The sequence below is a fragment of the Arthrobacter sp. FW305-BF8 genome, assembly GCF_021789315.1.
Lineage (GTDB): Bacteria > Actinomycetota > Actinomycetes > Actinomycetales > Micrococcaceae > Arthrobacter.
Genome location: NZ_CP084561.1, coordinates 2,242,647 through 2,261,487 on the forward strand (window position 1 = coordinate 2,242,647; position 18,841 = coordinate 2,261,487).

General features: G+C 63.5%; 13 protein-coding genes and 1 pseudogene. 7 read left to right on the forward strand and 7 right to left on the reverse strand.

Features of this window, described 5'->3' with window-relative positions:
- Window positions 1–6: 6 nt before the first annotated feature.
- From LFT45_RS10045 to LFT45_RS10055, 3 genes are all read left to right on the forward strand, one after another.
- On the forward strand, window positions 7–1,005 hold the full coding sequence (locus tag LFT45_RS10045) for an ABC transporter permease (RefSeq protein WP_236808173.1): 999 nt from the start codon (window positions 7–9) through the stop codon (window positions 1,003–1,005).
- A gap of 53 nt (window positions 1,006–1,058) precedes the next feature.
- On the forward strand, window positions 1,059–2,132 hold the full coding sequence (locus tag LFT45_RS10050) for a substrate-binding domain-containing protein (protein WP_272912818.1): 1,074 nt from the start codon (window positions 1,059–1,061) through the stop codon (window positions 2,130–2,132).
- Window positions 2,133–2,906: 774 nt separating this feature from the next.
- Window positions 2,907–3,629, forward strand: a complete 723-nt coding sequence (locus LFT45_RS10055) for an NUDIX hydrolase (RefSeq protein WP_236808176.1) — start codon at window positions 2,907–2,909, stop codon at window positions 3,627–3,629.
- Window positions 3,630–3,722: 93 nt separating this feature from the next.
- Here the strand turns inward: LFT45_RS10055 and LFT45_RS10060 are convergent, their stop codons facing one another.
- Together LFT45_RS10060 and LFT45_RS10065 are read right to left on the reverse strand one after the other, a co-directional pair.
- The gene (locus LFT45_RS10060; protein WP_236808196.1) at window positions 3,723–4,082 is read right to left on the reverse strand and encodes an MmcQ/YjbR family DNA-binding protein; all 360 of its coding nucleotides are present in this window, start codon (window positions 4,080–4,082) and stop codon (window positions 3,723–3,725) included.
- On the reverse strand, window positions 4,066–4,464 hold the full coding sequence (locus tag LFT45_RS10065; protein ID WP_336885608.1) for an MmcQ/YjbR family DNA-binding protein: 399 nt from the start codon (window positions 4,462–4,464) through the stop codon (window positions 4,066–4,068). Before LFT45_RS10065 ends, LFT45_RS10060 begins: the two co-directional genes overlap by 17 nt.
- 156 nt (window positions 4,465–4,620) lie before the next feature.
- On the opposite strand from LFT45_RS10065, the gene LFT45_RS10070 reads away from it, so the two are divergent.
- Together LFT45_RS10070 and LFT45_RS10075 are read left to right on the forward strand one after the other, a co-directional pair.
- On the forward strand, window positions 4,621–5,130 hold the full coding sequence (locus LFT45_RS10070; RefSeq protein ID WP_236808198.1) for a TetR/AcrR family transcriptional regulator: 510 nt from the start codon (window positions 4,621–4,623) through the stop codon (window positions 5,128–5,130).
- A 462-nt stretch (window positions 5,131–5,592) separates the two neighbouring features.
- Entirely contained in the window at window positions 5,593–9,855 is a 4,263-nt protein-coding gene (locus LFT45_RS10075) for an nSTAND1 domain-containing NTPase (RefSeq protein ID WP_236808206.1), read from the forward strand.
- Between the two features lie 193 nt (window positions 9,856–10,048).
- Here LFT45_RS10075 and LFT45_RS10080 read toward each other — a convergent pair.
- A pseudogene (locus LFT45_RS10080) lies at window positions 10,049–10,246 on the reverse strand (helix-turn-helix domain-containing protein); the annotation flags it as partial.
- A 209-nt stretch (window positions 10,247–10,455) separates the two neighbouring features.
- The gene (locus LFT45_RS10085) at window positions 10,456–10,965 is read right to left on the reverse strand and encodes a hypothetical protein (RefSeq protein ID WP_236808208.1); all 510 of its coding nucleotides are present in this window, start codon (window positions 10,963–10,965) and stop codon (window positions 10,456–10,458) included.
- A gap of 429 nt (window positions 10,966–11,394) precedes the next feature.
- Between LFT45_RS10085 and LFT45_RS10090 the strand changes: the two genes are divergently transcribed.
- Complete coding sequence (locus LFT45_RS10090) at window positions 11,395–12,312, forward strand: hypothetical protein (RefSeq protein ID WP_236808210.1); 918 nt, start codon at window positions 11,395–11,397, stop codon at window positions 12,310–12,312.
- 133 nt (window positions 12,313–12,445) lie between these two features.
- Here LFT45_RS10090 and LFT45_RS10095 read toward each other — a convergent pair whose 3' ends face one another.
- Complete coding sequence (locus LFT45_RS10095) at window positions 12,446–13,684, reverse strand: IS256 family transposase (RefSeq protein ID WP_442863620.1); 1,239 nt, start codon at window positions 13,682–13,684, stop codon at window positions 12,446–12,448.
- A gap of 270 nt (window positions 13,685–13,954) precedes the next feature.
- Here LFT45_RS10095 and LFT45_RS10100 point away from each other — a divergent pair, with 270 nt between their 5' ends.
- Window positions 13,955–15,001, forward strand: a complete 1,047-nt coding sequence (locus LFT45_RS10100; RefSeq protein ID WP_236808218.1) for an IS110 family transposase — start codon at window positions 13,955–13,957, stop codon at window positions 14,999–15,001.
- A 1,393-nt stretch (window positions 15,002–16,394) separates the two neighbouring features.
- Here the strand turns inward: LFT45_RS10100 and LFT45_RS10105 are convergent.
- Both LFT45_RS10105 and catA read right to left on the reverse strand, forming a co-directional pair.
- Window positions 16,395–17,672: a benzoate/H(+) symporter BenE family transporter gene (locus LFT45_RS10105; RefSeq protein WP_236808220.1), complete on the reverse strand. Its 1,278-nt coding sequence runs from the start codon at window positions 17,670–17,672 to the stop codon at window positions 16,395–16,397.
- Between the two features lie 90 nt (window positions 17,673–17,762).
- Window positions 17,763–18,644 carry a catechol 1,2-dioxygenase gene (gene catA / locus LFT45_RS10110; RefSeq protein ID WP_236808228.1) on the reverse strand — a complete coding sequence of 294 codons (882 nt, stop codon included), beginning with the start codon at window positions 18,642–18,644 and terminating at the stop codon, window positions 17,763–17,765.
- Window positions 18,645–18,841: the final 197 nt, after the last annotated feature.

Consider the following 18,841-nt stretch of genomic DNA (forward strand, 5'->3'; position numbering starts at 1 on the left):
ACAACGATGTCGACCACCACTACAACTCCAGCCCCAGCAAATCCAACCACCCGGCGCTTCTCGCGTGAATGGTTCCAAAACCTAGCCATCCGCTACGCGATGGTCGTCGTCATGCTGCTCGTGATCGCCTTTTTCCTCTACCGCAGTGCGCGGTTCGGCACGGTCGATAACGTCACAACGATCCTCATCGCGGCAGCCCCGTTCGCCCTCATCGCCCTCGGACAGACGCTCGTCATCCTCACCGGCGGCATCGATCTGTCCGTCGGCAGCGTCATCGCCGTCAGCGCCATGTCCGGCGCCCTGTTCGCCAAGTCCTTCCCGGACCAGGTCTGGCTCTCAGTCCTCGTCGCTGTACTCGTCGGGCTGATAGCCGGCAGTATCAACGGTGCAGTCATCTCACTGATCAACGTACCGCCCTTCATCGCCACACTGGGCATGCTGACCCTGGCCTCCGGCCTGGCCTTCGTCGTCGGTAACGGCGCCCCCATCAACGGGCTTCCCACAGCCTTCGGACAGATCGCCAACACCCAGATCCTGGGCCTGACCATTCCCGTTCTGCTCATGATCCTGGGCATCGTTGGCTTCGGGCTGATGATGCGCCGCACCACCTACGGGCTGAGAATCTACGCCGTGGGCGGCAACAGGCTCGCCTCCGAGATCGCCGGCGTAAAAACCGGGCGCGTTCTCTTCAGCGTCTACGCCATCAGCGGCGCCCTGGCCGGGCTGTCAGGCATCATGCTCTCATCCCGCGTCATCAGCGGCTCACCGACCCTGGGCCAGGGCTACGAACTGGACGCCATCGCCGCCGTCGTCATCGGCGGGGCAAGCCTGATGGGCGGACGCGGCACGATCTGGGGCACAGTCCTGGGCCTCCTGCTCATCCAGACCCTGAACAACGGCCTGGACATCCTCACCGTCCCCGCTTACTGGCAGGACGTCATCAAGGGCGTGCTCATCGTCACCGCCGTCGCGATCGACGTATGGGCCAGCAAACGCCGAACCTGACCACACCGCGACACCCCACCACCCACAGGCAATCCATAAGGAGAAACCAATCAATGAAGATTAGCCAGCTCATTCGCCGCGGAACTGCCGTGGCCGCCACCGGAGCCCTCGCCCTGACCCTGGGAGCATGCGGCGCCGGTGACCCCAGCGCACAGAACGCCAGCGCGGGAGGCAAAAAACCAGTCAAGGTCGGTGTCAGCGTCTACAACATGTCCTCCTTCATTACCGCAGGAAAGGAAGGCATCGACCGGTACGCGAAAGAAAACAACATCGAAGTCCTCTGGAACTCAGCAAACAACGACGTCAGCACCCAGGCAAGCCAGATCGACCAGTACGTCAGTGCCAAGGTCGACGCCATCCTGATCGTCCCCGTCCAGCAGGACTCGCTCCAGCCACAGGTTGCTGCGGCAAAAGCCGCGAATATTCCGATCCTGGACGTCAACGCCAGCCTCAACAACAAGGACCTCTCAGGCAGCGTACAGCCCGACGATGTCGCAGCCGGCGCCCAGGAAGCCGAGATGATGATGAAGAAACTCGGCAACAAAGGCAAAGTCGTCATCCTCGAAGGACCCCTCGGGCAGTCCGCGCAGATTGACCGCTACTCGGGCATCCAATCCGTGCTTAAAAAGAACCCGGACGTCCAGGTGCTCGCCAAGGACACCGCCAACTGGAGCCGCGAAGAAGCCGTCAACAAGATGAAGAACTGGATCTCGGCCTTCGGAAAAGAAATCGACGGGGTAATCGCCGAGAACGACGACATGGGCCTCGGTGCTCTCCAGGCCCTCCGCGAGGCCGGCATCACCAACGTCCCCATCGTCGGCATAGACGGCATCCAGGACGGGCTCAACGCTGTCAAGAACGGCGACTTCATCGGTACTTCCCTCCAAAACGGCACAGTCGAACTGGCCGCAGGAGTCGCTGTCGCAGCCAAAATTGCCCGCGGCGAGGAAGTCAATAAAAACGGCACCTACAAGATGGCTGCCATCACCAAAGACAATGTCGACGCCGCCCTTGACCATGTGGTCAACAAGCGCGAAGACTTCCTGAACGAACTGCCCAACCTCATCGAAAAGAATCTGGAGACTGGCAACCTCGCATACGAGGGCTTGCCCGGCCAGAAGCAGTAAACAACGCTCCACGGGGCTCCATCTCCTCTTTTTCCTCACTCTCTGCAGTTAGCTCCCACAGGTTTCGTTCGTAACCTATGGGAGCTAACGCGGTTGCGCAGCCTGGCAACCGCAGCAAACAAGCATCCCCCACCTATTTTGAAGCGCCGATAACCGTAATTCCCTAATGCTCGGCAGCTGCTGCCGGGTCACCCCGTACTTCTCACGCAAACGCTCGGTGGCCTCGCCCAAGGAGATGGTCCACTCCTTGGGCATCGGCCCGCTCCCGACAGCACCGGCGAGCCTTCAGCCGACACAGTCCGTCAGGTATTAGCCCTGCCAGGGTGCCAAGGGATCTATTATCTTCGCGGGAAAGACGACAAGTCACTCTCACTCACCCTTTGGGACGACGAGGACGCACTGACCGCCAGCCGTCCGGCGGCGGACCGTATCCGTGAGGAAACGACTGCGGAACAACACATGGAAATCCTCGGGGTGGATGAATTTGAAGTGCTGACCCACCAGCTCAGGGAGTAGCATTCAGCGCACTGTCCCTGGCGCCGTTCAATGTCGATGAGTGCGTTCCACCCCAGTGCCGCCGCGAGCGACGGGAGAGCGGATTTGTGAATGCCCTCCCGGGGAAATGATGATGAACGACGGCTAGAGTCAAGTGGGTTCCCCGCGGGCTTGCAAGAGCTACGCAGCATTTCAGTCCACTCGATAAGCACTGGCCAAGCCGAAGTGACGATGCCCGCTCGGCCAAAAGCCGCCGCAGCCGCGAAACAGGAGGGAATCATGCCACACTCTCACGCCGACGAAGGACGAGGGTCCGGTGATCAACAGCCCGTACTTGCCGCAAGTGTCGTCCTGCTTCGGGACTCGCGGGTTGGACCGGAGGTCTTTGTCCAGCACCGTGTGTCGACCATGGATTTCGCCGCCGGCATGGTCGTGTTTCCCGGCGGCCGCGTTGACGACGCTGACTCCTCAGGTTGGACGTTCGGCGATGAACTCCTGGAGGCACACGCGGTGGCATGGAGCGGGACCAGCGTCTCGAACGATGCGGGGAGGGCCAGACATAATGCGGCGAGGGTGCTCGCTGCCGCCGTGCGCGAACTTGCTGAGGAGTGCGGCATCTCCATAAGGCCGGACGCACTCATGCCATGGGCCAACTGGGTTACGCCCGAAGGACAGCCCAAACGTTTCGACACCTACTTTTTTGTCACGGCAGTGGGGCCCGGCGTCGAACCACGCCATCAAACAACCGAGGCATGGCAGTCTCACTGGCTGCCCGTGCGCCGCATCCTCCAAGATGAGGCCGCCGGTACGATCAGGCTCCTACCCCCAACACTGACAATCCTGGACGAGCTCATTGAACTAGGCACAACAGCCGCCATCCGCCAAACAATGAGGGTGATCGAAAGCGTGCGTCCTCGTCCGGGTGACACGGAAGAATATTTCCGCTTGCGCCGCCAGGGCCAGAAGTGGGACATACGCACACCGCGGCCAGCGCAGAGCTGAAACTGGCATCAGAATCCCGGTCCACTCGAAAACTGTGGGTAGGCAAGGGGCCGGGAGGAATCGTCCACGTGAACAGCGACAGCGGTTGCTCGCTCACGATCGCTGCTCCGGGTGGTGGCCGGAGGCGAGGTCGTAGGAGTCCTGCACCAGGTTCTCGATGAACCGCTTCGTCACGCCGCGGCCGGGTCCGACAGAGATCCAGTGCTGTTTGTCGAGGTAGTGCCCGGGGGTGATCGAATCGTGGTCGCGGCGGAGCGCGTCGCCGTGGTCCGGGTCGACCTTGACGGTGATGATCTGCTGTCCCGGGTCATCCTCGGTGACGATGAGGAACACCTTGTCGCGCACCTTCCACACGTCCAGGTGCGGTGTGAACGGCCGGCCATTGCTGACGTCCTCGAGCGCGGCCGCGGTGTCGCGGGCGGTCTGTTGCAACCGCTCACCGGAGAGGGTCATCGGTCGGTCCTGCCAAACACAGCGGGGTCCACGGGACGCTTAGCCCGGGCAGGTTCTCGACGACGAGCAGGTACGACTCGGTGACCAGGTCATCCACGAGGGTCTTCTGCAGGGTTCCGCCGGGGTGCAGCGTGATCCAGTGCTGCTTGTTCATGTGGTAGCCGGGGGTGATGTCCTCGTGCTCCTCGCGGAGTGCTTTCCCGTCTTCCGGGTCTGCTTTGACGATCACGATGGGTTGGCCGGTGACCTCGGTCATCAGCATGAAGACCTTGTCCCGCACCTTGAACACATCCCAGTCGGGTCCGAACGGGTGCTCGAGCCCGGCGCCCGGCAGTTCCTCGACGCGGTCCCTGGCGTGCTGTTGCAGCGTGTCACCCTGCACGTGTCCTCCCTCGTCGCGTTGCCCTAAGTCGAAGTCCATACAACTGTACGCACTTGGCCTGGCAGAGGAGGGACCGGTGCGGAAAGGCAAGCGAATGATCCGGAGCGCCGTGCGCGGATCCTGCGCGCAACGCTCGAAATCATCGGCGTAGAAGGGGTGCACGCCGCCTCGTACCGGCGCATCGCCGCGAAAGCTGGAGTGCCGCTCGGGTCGGCGACGTACTACTTCTCGGACCTGCCGGCCCTGATCGTCAGCGCGTTCGAGACGCTGCGGGATGGTCTGGAACCCCGATACGCGGCCCCACTACGTGCCGCCCGGGACGGCACCGAAGCAGTTGAGGCGCTCGTTGCGGCTACGTGCGGCACGACGAGCCCGACCCTGGATGACATCCGTCTGTACGAGGCGATGCGCCACTACGGCGCACGAAGCTCTCAGGTGGCGGCCCTCCTCCGCGACTTCCAGGAAGAATCCCTCGTGATCCTCCGCCGCTCCTTCTCCGACGGCTCCGCCCGAGCCGTCGACGAGCTCATGTGGGGCTGGTGGAGCTACCGCCTCTTCCACGAACACCTGTCGCTCGACCAGATCATGGTCCGCCGCGCGTACCAAGCCCTCGTCGACCTCGCCGCCACCGAACCCGAAGCAGCCCAGGAGATCCGCTGTGTCTGACACCATGCACAGGATAGACTCACGCACTCTTCTAGCGAACGCCGATAATGGAGACTTCGTTAACCACCGGGTCAGTCGGCGATAGGGGACCCGACTTTGGTGCATCCAGCCAAGGGCCCTTCCTTCGTCCGGTAGTAGTGTGATTTGAACTCTTCGTGGGTGTTGTGCCATTCCGGAACTGCTTCTTCTTGAAGTGGGTGCAGGCGGGGTGGACTATTGGCTATGGCTAGCCGCCGGTTTTCTGATTTTCGCACAAGGAGAGGTTGGCCCTCAGGGTTGGTTACAGCTGCCGCGCAGAACTTCTGTGGGTCGGACCCTTCGGCGTGGAGGACTATGTGTGCGCGGCGAGGCAGTCCGCGTCACTACTTTGCTTGGGCCTCGTGTCCCCCCAGCCGGGGGATCATCGGCCGTTTCTGAGGCGAAGCGACCTGTATTGCGAAGATGAATGGCGGTGGTGCAGGCATGTCACGTGTTTTCCTGAGTCATTCCAGCCGGGATACCAGCCAGGCCGTCGCATTGAAGCGATGGCTAGTGGAGCAAGACCCGGGTCTGGCCGAGGAGATTTTCCTGGATCTTGATCCGGTGACAGGTATCGCCCCCGGTGAGCGGTGGAAGGAGGCCCTGCTCCGGGCAAACGAGCGTTGCGAGGCCGTCATCTGTTTGCTCTCTGCTAACTGGGCGGCTTCCCGCGAGTGTCTTGCCGAGTACCGGACCGCGGAGAACCTGGGCAAGCTGATCTTGTGCGTCCGGCTCGAGCCCTTGGAAGAGAATGCAATCACCGGCGAGTGGCAGCGCTGCGATCTATTCGGTGATGGGCCTGCAACAGAGATCGCCATCGACGGCACAGGCGGTCCGGTCCGCTTTCTCACGGAGGGCCTGCAGCGGCTGCGTCTGGGTTTGCACCGGGCTGGAATCGGGGCGGAGCTTTTTCCGTGGCCACCGCAACAGGATCCGGAGCGTGCACCTTACAGGGGGTGGGAGCCGCTGGAGGAAGCTGACGCCGCGGTGTTTTTCGGAAGAGACGGGCAGATCGTCCGGGGTCTGGATGCGCTGCGCACGATGCGCGGTTCAGGAGTCGAGTCGCTGTTCGTGATCCTGGGTCCCTCCGGCGCGGGCAAGTCTTCCTTCCTCCGTGCCGGTCTGCTGCCGCGGCTCCGGCGGGACGATCGGCAGTTCGTAGTGCTGAACGCCGTGCGCCCGGAGCGCAACCCGCTTATCGGGGATAGGGGGCTCGCCTGTTCGGTCCATGCCTTGCGCAGTGGTCTGGGTTTGCGTGCCCCCGCCTTGGGAGAAATAAAGGACGCCTGCACCGAGGCGGACATGGAACGGTTGCGGGTGTGGATGACGGAAGCGCGGCACGCAGCCGCTGGACGGCTGCTGGGAGTACCCCCCGGGTCGCCCCTGCCGACACTGGTTTTGCCGCTTGATCAGGCCGAGGAACTCTTCAACGCCGATGCCGGTCCTGAGGCGGCCAAGTTCCTGAACGTATTCGCCGGGCTGCTAGAACACGACGACGGGACCGTGCCGGCGGTGATTGCCGTAGGCACAATCCGTGCAGATTTCTACGAAGCGATGCAGATTGCCCCGGAGCTGGCGGGGTTGAAGAGTGTTGTCTTCGATGAGCTCAAACCAATGCCGATCGCCCGGTTCAGGGAAGTCATCCTGGGTCCCGCGGCTCGTGCCACGGCGTCAGGAAGGCCGCTGGAGATCGAGCCGGCTCTGGTCGACCGGTTGCTGGCAGAAAGTGGCCACGGAGCAGACAGTCTGCCGTTGCTCGCTCTGACCTTGGCACGCCTTTACCGAGATTATGGCGACGACGGGGATCTGATGCTCGCCGAATATGAGCGAATGGGCGGCATGCGCCGTGTCGTGCAGAACGAGGTCGACAGTTTGCTGGCTGCCGCCCGTGACCAGCGGCAGGTTCAGCTGGCACTGCTGCGCTCGGCGTTTATCCCGTGGTTGGCGACCATCAACCCGGACAATGACCAGCCAGTGCGCCGGATCGCACGCCTCTCGGATCTGCCCGAAGGAACCCGTCATTTGATCGACGCTATGGTGGGGAAGCGTCTGCTGGTCCGGGATAACCGCGGGGGAGAGACCTTGATCGAGGTGGCGCTTGAGAGCCTCCTGCGTCAGTGGGAGGACTTGGCTGGCTGGCTGGCAGAGGAGCGTGAGGACCTCAAGGCGGCCGACGCTCTGGAACGGGCCGCCGCGGCTTGGGAACACAGCGGCCGCAATGACGCCTGGCTGCTGGAAGGCGCACGGCTGGCGGGAGCCGAGGAGCTGGCCGCCAAACCCGGCTTCAGGGATCGGCTCGACTCCGTCCGCGAATTCCTTCACACCTCCAGGCAGCGGGACGAGAGCCGAGCCGAGGCAGAAAAACAGCAGCGGGAAGCCGCACTTCGAGCCGCCCGGGAAAGGCAGGATGCAGCAGAAACTCATGCAATGGTGCTGCGGCGACGCTCGCGTGTGCTCAAAGCGGTCGTGGCGGCGGCACTCGCTATCGCAGTCGTTGCCGTTGCTGGTTTCCTGCAGGCCTCCATTGCCCAGCGCCAGGCCAACGAACGTACCCGCGAAGCTACCGCCCTCCGACTTGTGTCGGAGGCGCAGTCTATGGTCACCGGCGGTCGTCCCGGCGGCGATGTGCGGGCCATAAAGCAAATACTTGCTGCTCATGCCATAGCACCTACGGCAGAAGGGGCAAACAGTCTGGTGGGTGCCGTGGTCGCGGAGAAGAATCTGGAAAGGATCATGGAAACAATTGACATTGTCGATAAATTGGCGGTGAGTCCCGACGGGCGGCGCATCGTCTATGGAAGTGTCGATGGCGCGGTACACCTGGTGGACACTGCCACCGGCATGCCCGTCGGTGGCCCGAGGGTCGGACACAAGGACGAGGTACGGAGTCTCGCCTTCAGCCCAGACGGACGGTTGATCGCCTCCGGCGGCCCCGATGGCAAAATACGCCGGTGGGACGGAGTCACCGGAGAACCGGCCGGCGTCCCGCTGACGGCGCACACCGATGGCGTGACGGCCTTGGCGTTCAGCCCCGACGGCAGGATGATCGCCTCGGGAGGCGTCTACGGCACTCTCCGTAGGTGGAATGCCAAGACCGGCGAACCGATCGGCGCCCCGATCATAACCAAAGGCTGGACCATTTCGGTGATAGCGTTCACCCCCGATAGCCGCACGATCCTGTCCAGTGGCGACACCGTGCGCCAGTGGGACGCCGACACCGGCCAGCCAATCGACGGTTGGACTCCAAGGCAGCTGGGTACCACGCCAAACGTGGCGTTCAGCCCGGACCGCAGGATGATCGTCGCCGGTGGCATGAATGGCACGGTACGCCGCTGGGATGTCAGCACCGGCAAAGCAATTGGCGGACCGACAGGACACGTCGGGTTGGTGAGGACCCTTGCTTTCAGCCCTGATGGCCGGATGATCGCCTCAAGCGGTGACGACGGCACCGTGCGCCGCTGGGACGCCGTAACCGGCCGCCCAATCGGCGAACCCATGACCGGGCACAACGGGCCCACGTCCAGCTTGACGTTCAGCCCCGACGGGCGATGGATCATCGCCGGAGGGAATGACGGCATGCGCTGGTGGGATGCTGTCACCGACCCGGCCTCCGCTGCATCCACCATCAAACTCGAGCCTGGAAGTAGGGTAGCGTTCAGCTCTGACGGCCGTATGCTGGCCTCCGCCAGTGCCGACGGTGCAGTGCGCCGATGGGACGCCCGCACTGGCGCACCGATCGGCAAACCGATTTCCTCAAACGAGGAGTTTTTCAACGATGTGGTGTTCAGTCCCGACGGCCGGATGATCGCCACCAGCAGTGGAGTGGTCGCCGCCGACGGTGTGAACGGTATTGTGCGGCGGTGGGACGCCCGCACCGGAAATCAGGTCAGCGGCCCGATGGTGGTGCCTAAGGGGGACGTGACCGGTTTGGTGTTCAGCCCCGACAGCCGGATGCTCGCCAGCGGCAGCGCTGACGGTGCTGTCCGGCGGTGGGACGCCGACACCGGCGACCCACTCGGAGAGCCGATGACCGGACACCAAAAATCTGTATGGAGTCTGGCCTTCAGCCCGGATGGCCAGACCATCGTCTCCGGCAGCGACGATGGGACGGTGCGCCGATGGGACGCGCACACCGGCAACCTGATCGGCGCGCCGCTGACCGGACACCAGGAATGGGGGGTAAGCAGTCTCGCATTCAGCCCCGACGGACGGATAATAGCCGCCGGTGGCGGCGACGGTACCGTGCGCCGGTGGGACGCCGCTACCGGCACGTCGATAGGCGACCCGATCACCGCACATCACGACGGAGTAAGTGTGGTGGTGTTCAACCCCGACGGTCGGCAATTGGTGACCGCAGGCGGGGACGACACTGTGCGGTGGTGGGACGCAGGTACGGGCGGGGCCATCGGATTCCCGATTTCAGTCACCGGGCTACAGAGCGTCTTTACTAGAGTATTTTTCAGCCCAGATGGTCAATTTATGACCCTCGTCAATTATGACTCAGTGATACAGCGATGGCCTGCCCCCGAGGCTTGGCCTGGAAACTTATGTGCCAAACTCACCCGAAACATCAGCCACGAAAAATGGCGCGACTGGGTCTCACCCGACATTGAGTACATGGAGATCTGTCCAGGCCTACCTATCCCCGCCACGAACAGCCCCGCTCCAACCACTGCGGGGACCACCCCACTTGAGACGGGTCCCTAGATCGCTCGACCAGGCACCTCGCCACGCGTAAAAGGGTTTAGCCCCTCCCCGCCAATCACGTCGCTGCAAAACATTCGAGGGCTATTCCCTGAAGTTTTTGATCCGCTCGTGGGAAAGGACGACCATCACCGCTCTTCGACGACTACACAGAGTGTCCGATGGTTAGCTGCTCGGATTGCAACGGACGCAGCCCTCAAACTGTCAACAGAACCTGCCGTAGGCTTTCATCGTGGTTCAGGCCCTCGGCGACGAAGTCCGTGCTGGCGTACGCGATCCGATACACCGTCTCCCGGCTGATGCCGTAGTCGCTGGCGAGGACGGATTTCGGGGCGCCGCTAGCCGCCCGCTCGACCAGCTCCGTCGCCCGTTCCGGAGTGAGGGTTTTCTTCCGCCTTGTCACAGTGTCAGCACAGGGAACGACGAGGGCCGTCAGGCAGAGTGGCCGGAGGAAATACCTAATCGTCTGCGTTGAGTGAGGCCGGCCGTTACGTCTGGTTCCGGGTTGCTGCGCCGATCCTGTCGGGACGACAGCCGCGGTCAGGGCGAGTGTGGCCGCCGGTATCCGGCAGCCACACCCGAGGACCTGGGTTGGCGGGAGGATTATTTGAGCATCCACTCGTCGGTGGTGTAGTCCTGTCGTCCATCCGCCGGAGTGAAATCTGTATGGACCCAGACGCGCAGGTAAGTGCGGCCGTAGTACTGGTAGGGCTTGACCCACACGCTCTTGGTCGCCCAGCTGTGCTTGTAGGTGGCGCTCTCCCATCCGCCTTTCTCGGCGTAGGTCCGCCGGCTCCCCCAATCGCAGTCGGTCGGATGGCACTTTCCGAACACGCGTATCGTGCCCGCGGGATAGACACAATGGCCACTGGTATCGCACAGAGCTTGATCCGCGCAGCCCCAGTCGAGGACTACTTTGGTGACTGATCGTGTGTTCGGGTCGGTATTCTTCCAGGTTCCGGTCGCGGGGCTGGAGCCGCTACACAGCGCATGCGCGGGTGCTGCCGTGAGTGTGCTGCCGACAAAAACGAAGGCGACCGCAGCAAGCATTACGGCAATCAGGGTGGCAGTGGCGGACCGGCCGGCCCGTTGCCGCAAGGTGTTCATCAACATTGGAGGTCTCCTGGTATGGGCGTGTGGTGTGACAGGCCGTGCACCCGTTTTCGCGGATCGGATGCCCTTAACCGGCAGTTCCATGCTCCCTGCGGCGGAGGATGAGGCGCTTCCGTGCCAGCACGGTTTCTTGAACTCTAAAGAGGCCCACAGGAAAGGACTTCGCCATCAAGTTGCGGTCGGCCTGATTCCAGCCGCAGGGGTAAGGCGTTGCGTAGCGTCCGCAGGTACACAACATCGTGTGAACACGGCTCAAGGGCATCGAGTATGGAAGCCAGATCCGTAACGGACAAGGAGAATAGGGGTATGCCGGAACGATTTGGATGGGTGCCCAACCTCGCGCGGGGCGATTGGCTTCGCCCGATGGAAAGTGCGCCGTTTGGCAGCATCCTGTCGATTGTTCCCCGCGGTTTTGGGGCGTACGCGCGCGTGTTCCATCCTGTCGAGCGCGACCGCCCGCGTGGCACGAAGACGTGGCAGGGCGTCGAGGAGACGACTTACTTCGACCGTGTCGGAGACATCGGGGCATCGCTCGAGACGGAGCGCACCACCTGGGCGAAGGCTGCGGCATCGTTCGGCATGACCATGCACGCAGAGGCGCAGTACGCACGGCTCGTGCGGCGCGACTACGGCGATGCCGGCGGAGCGATCGCGGCAGACGGCTGGCGCTACGGCGACACGTCCGAGGGCTGTTTTGACGCCGCGTCGCTCACGGCGGCATCCATCGTTCTTGCCCGTCACACCGCGACTCCGGATGCCGGCACCGCCGCGATCTGGGAGGGGTGGGGCGGTCTGGTGAATTCGGCAGGGGTTGCGCACTTCGTGTTCGAACCGGGCGGAGGACCGACCGCCCGCTCCACCGACGGGTCTGCCGTGCACATCGCTGATCCGTCACTTCGCGAGCGGTTTGCTGGTGCCGCGCGGCACGGGATCGGCGGAGCACGTTCGATGATCAAGACTCTTCCGGGGCTTTCCCGCAACAAGCCGGAACCGGGCTCCGGGCTGCTCGCCCGTGAGGTCGCAGCCGGGCCGCGGTTTGAACTGCATCGGGGCACCGGGCGGCGTTATGTTCTGTTCGAGGCGGGGACGAATGACTTCGCGGATGCTGCCTGGCCTGGCCGGGCGCCCTGGATCAATGAGGTCATGTGGGCACAGTCGCCCAGCATCCTGTGGCCAGACGATCACTCGTGGGTGCTCGCCACCGAGATCGACTTCGACTCGACGCTCGTTGCGGGCACGACGGCGCTCATCCGCGAACTCATGCAGACGCCAGGCCTGGAGGTGCTGCCAATCCGCACCGACGCCGACCTGACCTGGAACGGCGACGCACTCAATCGCCCCGAGTGACCTCGTAGCCCGAGGCGCTGCGCAAGACATCGCCTGTGCCCGAGCACCCGCCCAACCCCGGCCGAACATAGGGCTTATAGCCACTTCTGATCCCGGGGGACTGTCCGATTTTCGGTGGATCCATGGTTGGCATTTAGTTGATTCTTCCGTCGAAGCTGATGGCGAATGCATTCAGGGCCGGCTTCCATCGTGTGGCCCATCGTGCCCTGCCTTTGCCTGTCGGGTCCAGTGCCCGGGTGGCGAGATAGAGGCATTTCAGGGCCGCCTGCTCGGTGGGGAAATGGCCCCGGGCCCTGACCGCGCGCCGGTAGCGTGCGTTGATGGATTCGATGGCGTTGGTGCTGCAGATGACCCGCCGGATTTCGACGTCGTAGTCCAGGAACGGCACGAACTCGCTCCAGGCGTTCTCCCACAGCCGGGTGATCGCCGGGTACTGCCGGCCCCATTTGGTCGAGAACTCCACGAAGCGTTCCTTCGCCGCGGCCTCGGACGGTGCCGTGTAGACCGGGCGCAGGTCCCGGGACATCTCGTCCCAGTACTGCCGGGCCGCATAGTGGAAGGTGTTCCGGATCAGATGCACGATGCAGGTCTGGACCACAGCCCGCTCCCAGACCGTGGTGATGGCCTCGGGTAGGCCCTTGAGCCCGTCGCAGACCGTGATGCAGACGTCCTCGACGCCGCGGTTCTTGATTTCGGTCAGCACCGAGAGCCAGAACTTTGCCCCTTCGCCGCCGTCCTCGGCCCACAGCCCGAGGATGTCCCGTTCCCTGTTGACGCTGACGCCGATCGCGACGTAGACCGGCCGGTTGGTGACCTGCCCGTCACGGACCTTGACGTGGATCGCGTCGATGAACACCACAGGGTAGACCCGGTCCAGGGGCCGGTTCTGCCACTCGGTCATCTCACCGACGACCTTCTCCGTGATCCGCGAGATGGTGTCCTTGGAGACCCTGGCACCGAACACCTCGGCGAAGTAGGCCGCAACCTCCCCGGTGGTGAGGCCCTTCGCGCTGAGTGACAACACGATCTCATCCACGCCGGTCAGCCGCCGCTGCCGCTTCTTCACGATCTGCGGAGCGAAGGTCGAGCCGGTATCCCGCGGCACGTCGATCTCCACCGGCCCGATCTCGGTCAGCACGGTCTTCGTCCGGGTGCCGTTGCGGGAGTTCCCGCTCCCGCGCCCGGACACGTCGTGCTTTTCGTATCCGAGGTGTTCGTCCATTTCCGCTTCCAACGAGGTCTCTAGGACGTTTTTCGTGAGCCGGATCAACAGCCCGTCAGGGCCGACGAGGTCGATGCCCTGCTCCCTGGCCTGGGCCAGGAGCTGCTGCGCTAACTCTTGCTGATCCACATCAGTCGCCATGGGATCCATGGTGTCGCTCATGATCGGTCCTCCCCGCCAGGCAACGCCCGGCGTGTCAGGCCAACCGTGGATCCACCGTTTTTCCCAGTGTCACTATTTTGGTGTGCCGGTTGGTTCGCTCCATCGTTTCTCGCCTCCGTGGCTTTGTCTGTAGTGCGACCGGCTGGCACGAAGGGACCGGCCGGTCTGGCTTGAGAGGAGCGTGGCTTCGCCCCTGACTGGGATATGCCGACCGACCGGTCCTGTACCCCTACCCGTAGAAGGAAAGGAGACAAGACCATGGTGATTATCGGAGTCGATGCGCACAAGCGCTCCCACACGGCCGTGATCGCGGACACGGTCGGCAGGCAGATCGCGGTCAAGACGATCGGCTCGACCAGCAACGACCATCTCGCGCTGCTGGCATGGGCGAGAAAGCATGATGATCAGGAACGGCTCTGGGCGATCGAGGACTGCCGGCACCTGAGCAGACGATTGGAAAGCGACCTCCTCGCGGCGGGCGAACAGGTCGTGCGAGTGCCTCCGAAGCTGATGTCGAATGTCCGGGACAGCGCCCGTACGTTCGGCAAGTCCGGCCCAATAGACGCTCTCGCGATCGCACGTGCCGCCCTGCGAGAACCCGATCTGCCGGTCGCCCGTCTCGATGGCGCAGAACGCGAGATCCGCCTCCTGGTCGACCACCGCGAGGACGTCGTCGCTGAACGGACCCGGGTGATCAGCCGGCTCCGCTGGCACCTGCACGAGCTCGATCCTGCATGGGCGGCCCCGGCCAACTTTGACCGGGCCAGCGCGTTCGCACGCATCAAATTCCACCTGGACGACTTCTCCGGGATCGTTGCCGACCTCGCTCAACGGCTCCTCACCCATCTGCACCGCCTAACCGAGGAGATCGATGAACTCACAGCCGCACTCAGCCGCCGGATCCCAGTCATCGCCCCGGCACTGCTGGCGATCATCGGCTGCGGGTCCTTGACGGCGGCGAAGATCCTGGGAGAGACCGCCGGCGTTGCGCGCTTCCGATCGAAGGACGCCTACGCACGCCATAACGGCACTGCCCCGCTGCCGGTGTGGTCTTCGAACAAGGCCCGGCACCGACTCTCCCGAACCGGAAACAGACAGCTGAACGCGGCGCTGCACCGGATCGCGCCCACCCAGGCCCGCTGCCATCCCGGAGCGCGAGAACTTCTCGCCCGCCGCAAAGCAGGAGGGGACGGGGGCATGGAAGCACTGCGTATCCTCAAACGCCGACTATCCGACGTCGTCTACCGAGCACTGGTCGACGATCATAAAAACTCCGCAGCCAGCACCCTCATCCACACGGCTTGACAGAGCAGCTAGAGACAGTCACGATCCCGGACGCGAAACGCCGATAATTGATATTCCGTTATGTTGAAGGCGCGGGTCTTGTGGCCGCCCAGTGCCCGGTAGGGCGAGGTTCGGGTCATGCTTCTTCTGTCGTCTCCGTCCATGAGATGTTCGAAGGAGGTCCCGCCGCTATGACTCTGGCTGAACCCAAGCCGTCGGCTTGTTCCGCGCGTCAGCGCTCAACTCATTTTTTCCTGCGTTGGCGGATTCTGCCTGAACCCGAGAACGTCGTCACAGTGGACATCATGCCGGGTTGGTGATGACAAGGGAATCACGACGCCAAAAAGACCGTCTCACTCGAATGCGGGGCCCCATGCTCACAAAAGAGGGTGTGCACAATGCGCACACCTGGGCTTCGGATTCGGTTGTACCGGCATCGGATTGGTTCGGATTCGGGAAGTTTTCGGAAGAGGAGCGGATTTTCAGGGGGAGCAGCTGGTTCGAGTCCCACCTCGGGCACAGTGTTTTCCCTGCTCAGGGGCTTTTTAGCCTCTGAGTGTGGACATTTTGTTCACTTGTGGGCCCCTTCGGGGGCCTTTTTCATTGGTGGCCGGTGGTGTGGCCGGCGACCTCCTTCGTTCCCTGGTTGGAGGTCTTGGTGCGTGTTACCTGTTCGTGGGGGTGGCTGGCTGGGGCAACATGACCTGAAAAAGTTTCTGGTCGGGTTTCTTTTCTTGGTCGTTGGGTTTTCACCAGGCTTCTCTTTCTCGGTTCGTGGTGGCTTTGCTGCTTCTTCATGGTCGGTCCGGGGGAGGGCGACATGACTTGTGTCGGCTTGTTCCGGAATCGGTTCCGGCGGACTCCCGCGGATGATCTGGGGCGCATTACCGTGGCCTACTGAGAGATTGCATTGCCGTGCATTTGGCTCATGAAGCTCACGCAGCCTTTCATCCCTGCGTTTCTGGTTTTCGCGTCGTTGCCTGTTCATGGCTACCTTCGGCGTCTACTGCACGATGCGGTGGAGGTTTTCTTGGCGCGGCGTCCGGAAATGAGGTTTCCGCCTGGCTGGTCTTTCACATTCCTTCATGGCCAACCTGCTGGATGACTACACGACGGAACGGTGATGCACCGACACAGCCTCAGTGGCCCGAACCCACACCTGATCCCCGCCGTCGCCCCGTGCCGGGAACAGGTCGGAAGAGGGGCATTTCGATCACCGCGTCGCGGCTGGGGGCGTAAAGCCGCGCTGACTGAACTGGGTGATTGCCCCGCCATCATCATTAGCCGCGGTTTGCCGCGATACTCCAGCTGTCCCGCACTCAGGACCTGGCCTTGTGGGAGGAGGAGTTGCTGGATCCACGGTCACGTAAGCCGGGACGGGCCTGTACGCGGACGACGCTGCAGGTTGGCCGACTCAGAGACCCAGATGGTCCCTCTGCTCAAGAAGCCTGGACACCCCGTAGCCAATCACCAGGCCCCAGAAGGCTGCATGGATGTTGAAGAGGTTCATGCCGGAAATCGTCACCACGAACGTCACCAGCGAGCCCAGGGTGAAGCTGGTTGCGAAGGCCGTGACGAAGGCCTGCTGGAGGGCCCGCAGCATCGCGATGCCACCCAGCGCCAGGACGAACTCCTTGGGCGCGGCCAGCATCAGCCGGGTCAGGGTGGGGGCAAACGCTGCGAACACCAGGGCCAGCAGGCCGTACGCCACGGCGGCCGCGTATTGGCGCTGGAGCTTCCCTGACGACGTCAGCAGGGCGTTGGTGGGACCAGTGACGCAGGCCGAGACGGCCCCGAACCCTGCGTTCAGTACCGAGAAGGCGCCGGACACAATGGCGAAGGCATTCACCGGCGGATGGTGGCCGGCGGCCCGGAGGACGGCGATGCCCTGGCCGTTTTGAACGAACAGCACGGTGAGGGCGAGGGGAATCACCAGCTCGAGCTGGGCAGCCCACGTGAATTCAGGCGCGGTGAAAACAGGGGTGGCCAGAAGCGTTCCGCCGTGTGAAAGGCTGAACTGGCCGCTGGCCGCCACGGCGATGCAGCCTGCCACCAGCGTGCCCAGGACCGGCGGCAGATACCTGCCGAGCATGGGAACGGCAGTAAGCACCAGGAACGCGGCCACCATCGGGGCAGCCACGGCCGGGTTGTCCTGGGTGGAGGCGACGACGTCTGTGCCGAACTTCAGGAACACCGCGGCCACCATGGCCATCACGATCGGCGTGGGCGCCAGCGCCATGGCTTTGCGAACCACCCCGGTGGCGCCCAGGGCGAGGATCAGCACGCCGGAGGTGAAGAAGGCCCCGACGACTTCCGGGAAGGTCAGGTGCTGCAGGGAAGGTCCCAGGAGAACCGTGCCGGGGATGGACCAGGCGAAGCCTAGGGGCTGCCGGTAAATGATTGACATCAGCAGCGTGGCCGCCCCGCCGGAAAAGAGAATGCCAAAAACCCAGGACGACAGCTGGCCCTGGGTCAGGCCGCCCGCCGTTCCGACGGCCAGGGTGACGGCGATGGGTCCGGACGCCGCGAAAATGAGCCCGATGGCCCCGTTGGAGACATAGGACAGGCCCAGGTCGCGAAGAATCTGGCGCGGGCCTGCGGGCCGGACCCCCGGGCGTTCCACTAAGGGCTCCGGCACCAGCACGGCTGATCCGACGGACGTGGCGGGCAGGTCGGGACGGGGATGGCTCATCGGAACTCCTGGCTGGCGCGGAAAAACCGGAGGCGCTCCGAAGCTTCAGCTCCGGAGCGCCTCCGTGCGGGGGTATCTCCCAGTTGCGTGCTACTTCTTCTGGCCCTGCTTTGCCAGGACGTAGTCATAAACTACTTCCTCGCCCTTTCCGTCGGTACGGGGGCGGGGGTCCAGCATCAGTTCAGGCTTCACTGCCGAGGCGATGTCGTCAGCGTTGTGGGGGTCGCCGGGGAAGTAAAGCTGCTGGGTGACCGGCTCGTAGCCCGGTGCGGACACCTTGATGTGGATGTGCGCCGGACGCCAGGCGTGCCAGCCCGCCGCACTGATCAGCTGCCCGCAGGCCCCGTCCGTGGGGATCTGGTAGGGCGCCGGACGCATCGTGTTGATCTCGAACCGGCCATCGTCTGAAGCCTTGACGGTGGCGCGGAAGAGCCACTCGGGCAGGCCTGGGGCGTACTGGGAGTAGAAACCGGCGGCGTCCGCGTGCCAGATCTCCACATGGGCGCCCTGGATGGGGTTGCCTTCGGTGTCGGTGAACTGGCCGCTGAAGCGCAGCGGGGTGCCCTCTTCGCCGTCGCGCATTTCAACCGTGGCGGGCGTCTGGAGTTCCGGGGAGTTGGGAACGTAGTAGGGGCCCTCAATGGTGCCCACGGTGCCGGGGCGGTCCTGGGAGTTGACGTCCTCAACGGTGTGCTCAAGCCAGACGTCGAGGAACAGCGGCCATTCACCGTCCGTCCCGACCTTGATCAGCCACGCTTTGAGCGCGTTGTATTCCTCGTAGGTGACCTGGTGTTCCTCGACGATGTCGTTGGCGGCCTTGATCAGCGCGCCGGCCAGCAGGCTCACCCGTTCCTTGGATACATCCACCTTGGAGAGCTTGCCCGACGCTGCGAACCGCTCGGTTGCCTTGGTGCCTGCTTCGACGGCGGTGCCTTCGTTTTCCGTGCGGCTGTCCGTTGGGGTTTGGGTCATGACAATGTCCACCTTCCTCATTGAATGGGGACAGGAAGGGCTCCTGCACCCGACGCGGGCTGCGGGGCCAGTCGTCATGCCCTGCGCCGCACCGCGTGATGTCGGTCTCAATCGTAGGCGCGCAGATAAGGACGCTACAAATATCAACTAGGCGTCTTTTGAGTCATTATCGGTACATAAAGACACCCTTGGTGGAA